Raw genomic sequence first — 5,395 nt, forward strand, 5'->3', positions numbered from 1 at the left:
CCCCATCATCACCCTCGACGCCCGACGCCGAGACAGCGCCAAAAGCGCACTCATCACACTCGTCGAACACGCACTCCTCGCCCGACTGCGATGACCATCACGGGGACTCCGAACATTCGGGGTCCCCGTTCTGTACGTCACATAACGGGTTCTGTGGATCGCATAACGGTTCGGTAGGCATTTCGGACGTTTTCGTGACACACCGTAGTCGTTCGGGTGCGCTCGGCGCATGACATCCGCTGGTTTGGTCGCTCCTGTGACTGAATGTCCGATATGTGCGTCAGTGGGCGGCCAGCAAGAGCTGTTTGTCCCGTTCTCCCGCACGTGCTGAAATTCCAGCTACCCCGAGTTGACTCATGGCAGTTCCACCCAGCAGCGGGCTGCGGCCAGGGGTAAGCCGCTGGATTGATCCATGGCCGCCAGTCGGCCGAGAGGTTGTTGTCGAGTGAGGCGTAAGCAGCCAGTCACCCCGCAGCGGCGCCCCGAGCCCCGCGAGACGGACCGCAGCGGCCAGAGCACTGCCGGGTTCTCCCCCTTCGCGGCGAACTCCGAGCGTTCAACGGCCGGCTCCGGCACACCAGGCCGATCGAGCGGTGTGGCGTCGGAGGTGATCATCGGTCCCAACGATGAACGTCCAACGCAGACCAGCCGCTATGAGTTCCTGGCCTTCCGCAACTGGCGCGTGCCGGTCCGGCTGATGGCGATCATGCTGATCCCGGTCACCATCGCGCTGGTCTTCGGCGGTATGCGCGTCAACACCTCGTTCGACAACTACGTCAAGGCGACCCACTCCGAGCAGGCCGCGAACCTCGCCCGCGCCGCCACCGACCTGGCGGACGCGCTGGAGAACGAGCGCGACATGACCCTGCAGCCGCTGATGACCGGCCAGGACCCGCAGGGCCAGGTGACCAAGCTGCGGGCCGCCACCGACCAGCGACTGGCCGCCTACCGCGCCGCCTACGCCAAGGTCTCCGGCGAGCCCGAGATCACCCAGGACGACCAGGCCTTCGAGACCGACGTCGCCTCACTGCAGAGCCTGCGCGCCAGCGCCTACACCCCGCAGCTGTTCGCCAGCGCGACCATCAACGCCTACCAGACCCTGATCGGCCCGCTGCTGTCGATCGACAGCACGGTCGGTGCCGGTAGTGCCGCCGGGGTGAACCGCGGCCGCGCGATCTACGACATCTCGCAGACCAAGGCCGAGTCCTCGACCGGCCGCGCCCAGATGCTGATGCTGTTCGTCGGCATCGGCACCGGGCGCAACTCGCGGTACGAGAACACCCAGCTGATCCAGGACCTGCTGGTCTCCAACAGCATCCAGCAGACCTCGCTGGCCGGCTTCCAGACCGGTGCCTCCCCCGCCGACAACAGCATCTACGCCAACGCGGTGGTCGCCCAGTCCGACGCGGACGCCCACGCGCAGCTGCGGATGCCGGACAACGTCACGCTGCCGACGGTGCAGAGCCTGATGGACATCGGTCTGGCCTACCAGACCGAGGCGATGATGCCGACCGACCCGGTCACCTCCGCCCGGCAGCAGCAGCAGGCCGCGGACCAGGGCTTCAACGAGGCCAACTGGGTCCAGGCCACCACCAGCGAGATCAACCCGCTGCGCACCACCGAGACCAACCTGCTGAACAGCATCGTCGCCGACGCGACCACGGCCAAGGACAGCGCCCAGACCGACGCCATCCTCAACGCCTCGATCGTGGTCGCCTCGCTGGCGCTGGCCGGCCTGCTCACCGGCCTCATCGCCCGCTCGATGATCCTGGGCATGCGCGTGCTCAACGCCACCGCGCTCGACATCGCCAACCACCGCCTGCCCGACCTGGTCGAGAAGCTCTCCAAGACCGACCCGGACCGGGTGGACACCAACGTCGAGGCGATCCCGCTGTGGGGCCGCGACGAGATCGGCGAGGTCGCCCGCGCCTTCGACCAGGTCCACAGCCAGGCGGTCACGCTCGCCGCCGAGCAGGCACTGCTCCGAGGCAACCTGAACGCGATCTTCTCCAACCTCTCGCGCCGCAGCCAGGGTCTGATCCAGCGTCAGCTGGCGCTGATCACCGACCTGGAGAACAACGAGGCCGACCCGGACCAGCTGGAGAGCCTCTTCAAGCTGGACCACCTGGCCACCCGTATGCGCCGCAACGGTGAGAACCTGCTGGTTCTGGCCGGTGAGGAGCCGGGTCGCCGCTGGAACACCCCGGTCCCGCTGGTCGACGTGCTGCGCGCCGCCGCCTCCGAGGTGGAGCAGTACGAGCGCATCGAGCTGTCCGGCATCCCCGAGGCCGAGGTGATCGGCGCGGCCGTGACCGACCTCGTCCACCTGCTCGCCGAGCTGCTGGAGAACGCCACCTCGTTCTCCAGCCCGCAGACCCGGGTCACCGTCAACGCGACCCGGCTGCCGGACGGCCGAGTGCTGGTCGAGATCCACGACAAGGGCATCGGCCTGACCGCCGAGGACTTCGCCGAGATCAACGAGAAGCTCGCCGAGCCGCCGACCGTCGACGCCTCGATCTCCCGCCGGATGGGCCTGTTCGTGGTCGGCCGGCTCTCCGACCGGCACGACATCCGGGTCCAGCTGCGCCCCTCGGGCGAGTCGGCCGGCACCACCTCGCTGGTCATGCTCCCGGCCCCGCTCACCCAGATGCGTGCGATGCCGGAGCCGGAGGAAGAGTTCACCGTCTCGCGGATCTTCACCGACCAGGCGCCGCAGGACACCTGGTCGCACGAGGCCTTCGCGGCCCCGCGCAGCGCGGCCGAGCTCGGTTTCGACGACAACCTGGCGCTCGGCGGCCGCGGGCAGGGCGGGTTCAGCCCCGCACTGGACTCGATGCAGCGCTCGCTGCGGCTGGACCAGCGCCGTCGCGCGGCCCTGGAGGCCGGTCCCGGCGAGGACGGCGCCGACCAGGCGCACGTCACCTCGCGGGAGCTCGGCACGTCGGACTTCGCGCCGCAGGACTTCGCCCAGGGCGAGTTCGAGGGTGCCGAGGCCGACTACGTCGAGGCCGAGTACGTCGAGGCCGAGGCCGGGTACGAGCAGCAGGCTCCGTACGCCGACCAGGGCTACCAGGGCCACCAGCAGAGCGGCTTCTCTAACCAGTACGACCAGCAGTACGCCGAGCCCGGCTACCAGCAGCCCTACCAGAACTACGGGCAGCAGGGTTACCAGGAGGGCTACTACGCCGACCAGGCCGCCGAGCCGTACGGCTACCAGGACGCCGGCCAGGATTCCGGCCAGGACTCCGGCCAGGGCTCCGGGTACCAGCAGCAGGACGCCGGCTACCAGGGCTCCGGGTACCAGCAGCAGCAGGCCGCCGGCTACCAGGGCGAGCCGACCGGCTTCGACGGCTTCGCGCCGCGCGACCAGCACGGCCAGCGCAGCCAGCGCGGCCAGGAGAGCGCGAGCGGCCACCCGTACGAGAGCACCCCGGCGCTGCCGGCCCCGCAGGCCCCGGCACTGGACTCGGGGCTGCCGCAGCGCCGCCCCGGCCAGCAGCTGAGCAGCGGGCTCGGCTCCCGCCCGATCGGCGGCCTGGACACCGGCGAGCAGCCGAACTGGTTCACCGGCGCCAAGGACACCTCGTCCGCCGAGGCTCCCGAGCCCGCCGGCCACCAGGTGTCCGGCCTCGGTGCCTCCGGCCCGACCGGCCCGACCGCCTGGCAGTCGGCGAACGACGGCGCCTGGCAGCGGGCCGAGCAGGTCCGCGAGCCGGCCGCCGGCGGGGTGACCGACTCCGGTCTGCCGCGCCGGGTGCCCCGGCAGAACCTGGTCCCCGGCAACGCCAAGCCGGCCGCCGCGGACGGACCGCAGGTCTCCCGCAGCCCCGAGGAGGTCCGCGGCCGGCTGACCAACCTGCGCCGCGGTGTGGAGCAGGGCCGCAACGCCGGCTCCGAGTCCGGCCAGACCGGCAGCTTCCGGATCGACCACCAGGACATGTCCCAGCCGGGCCGCCCCGGACGCGGACAGCAGAACAACAGCACCGATCTCTTCGGCGGCCCGAACCACCAGGAGCGTTGAGTTGAGTCAGATGAGTCAGGCCGCACAGAACCTGAACTGGCTGATCACCAATTTCGTGGACAACACCCCTGGGGTGTCGCACACGGTGGTGGTCTCCGCCGACGGGCTCCTGCTCGCCATGTCCGAGGGCTTTCCCCGCGACCGCGCCGACCAGCTCGCCGCCGTCGCCTCCGGCCTCACCTCGCTGACCTCCGGCGCCAGCCGGATCTTCGAGGGCGGCGACGTCAACCAGACCGTCGTCGAGATGGAACGAGGCTTCCTCTTCCTGATGGCCGTCAGCGACGGCTCCTCCCTCGCCGTCCTCGCCTCCCCCGACTCCGACATCGGCCTGGTCGGCTACGAGATGGCCCTGCTCGTCGACCGCGCCGGCGCCGTCCTCACCCCCGCCCTGCGCGCCGAACTCCAGGGCAGCCTCCTGCACTGAGCAGGGGTCCTGGGCGGGCTCCTGGGCCAACACGGCCCGGCCGTCGGTGTGCTGACGGCCGGTCAGTACGCTCCTCTCGTACGCCCCTGACGGCCCGTCCGGTTATCCTGACGGACCGTCGGGAGCGCCCGGTGAAGGTGAGCGGTCACCGCCGTAGTACTTGTAGTATCCAGCCGCCCCCTTCCGAGCCCGCGGCGACGGGCTCGGCTTCGGGCTTTGTACCGGAACCTCGCACCACCGGCCTCACCCAGTTCCACCGAGGCCGCGCCCCGCACCTTGCACCGCACCGCCGCATCCTGTGAGGAGAGGACCGTGACACCGCCCGACGATCGCCAGGGCCAGTACGGAGTCCCGTACCCCGGCACCGGCCACGACGCGTTCGGGACGCCCGGCGCAGGCCAAGGCCAGAGCTACGGCAGACCGCAGCACGGCCGGCAGGGCGACCCGTACGGTCGGCCTCTCCCGCACCAGGGTCAGGCGTACCCGCAGCAGGACCCGCAGGCACCGCGGACCGCTCCGAGCAGGCCGGCAGCTCAGCCGCCGGCCGACGAGCCGGACAGCGGTCCGCTGATCCGGCCGTTCGCGATGACCGGCGGCCGGACCCGGCCCCGCTACGAACTGGCCCTGGAGGCACTGGTATCGGCCAGTGTCGACCAGGCCAGGCTCGCCACGCTGCTGCCCGAGCACCAGCGGATCTGCACGCTCTGCGCCACCGAGGTGAAGTCGGTGGCCGAGGTCTCCGCGCTGCTCTCGCTGCCGCTCGGGGTGGCCCGGATCCTCGTGGCCGACCTCGCCGAGGCCGGCCTGGTCGCCATCCACCAGCCCGCCGCCGGGGGCGAATCCGGCAACCAGCCCGACGTCACGCTGCTCGAAAGGGTCCTCAGTGGACTTCGCAAGCTCTAGCCCCGCGGCCGCCACCCGCGCCACCACCTCCGCGAAGATCGTCGTCG

General features: G+C 70.7%; 3 protein-coding genes and 1 pseudogene. All 4 read left to right on the forward strand.

What is annotated here, in order from left to right; all coding sequences use genetic code 11:
- A pseudogene (locus ABH937_RS38005) lies at nt 1-94 on the forward strand (ATP-binding protein); the annotation flags it as partial.
- Between the two features lie 513 nt (nt 95-607).
- Nucleotides 608-4,021, forward strand: a complete 3,414-nt coding sequence (locus ABH937_RS38010) for a nitrate- and nitrite sensing domain-containing protein (RefSeq protein ID WP_370220838.1) — start codon at nt 608-610, stop codon at nt 4,019-4,021.
- A gap of 10 nt (nt 4,022-4,031) precedes the next feature.
- On the forward strand, nt 4,032-4,445 hold the full coding sequence (locus tag ABH937_RS38015) for a roadblock/LC7 domain-containing protein (RefSeq protein WP_035797811.1): 414 nt from the start codon (nt 4,032-4,034) through the stop codon (nt 4,443-4,445).
- A gap of 312 nt (nt 4,446-4,757) precedes the next feature.
- Nucleotides 4,758-5,348: a DUF742 domain-containing protein gene (locus ABH937_RS38020; RefSeq protein WP_280695007.1), complete on the forward strand. Its 591-nt coding sequence runs from the start codon at nt 4,758-4,760 to the stop codon at nt 5,346-5,348.
- The last annotated feature ends 47 nt before the right edge of the window (nt 5,349-5,395 follow it).

It is taken from the genome of Kitasatospora sp. GAS1066B, from assembly GCF_041262605.1.
Classification (GTDB): Bacteria; Actinomycetota; Actinomycetes; order Streptomycetales; family Streptomycetaceae; genus Kitasatospora.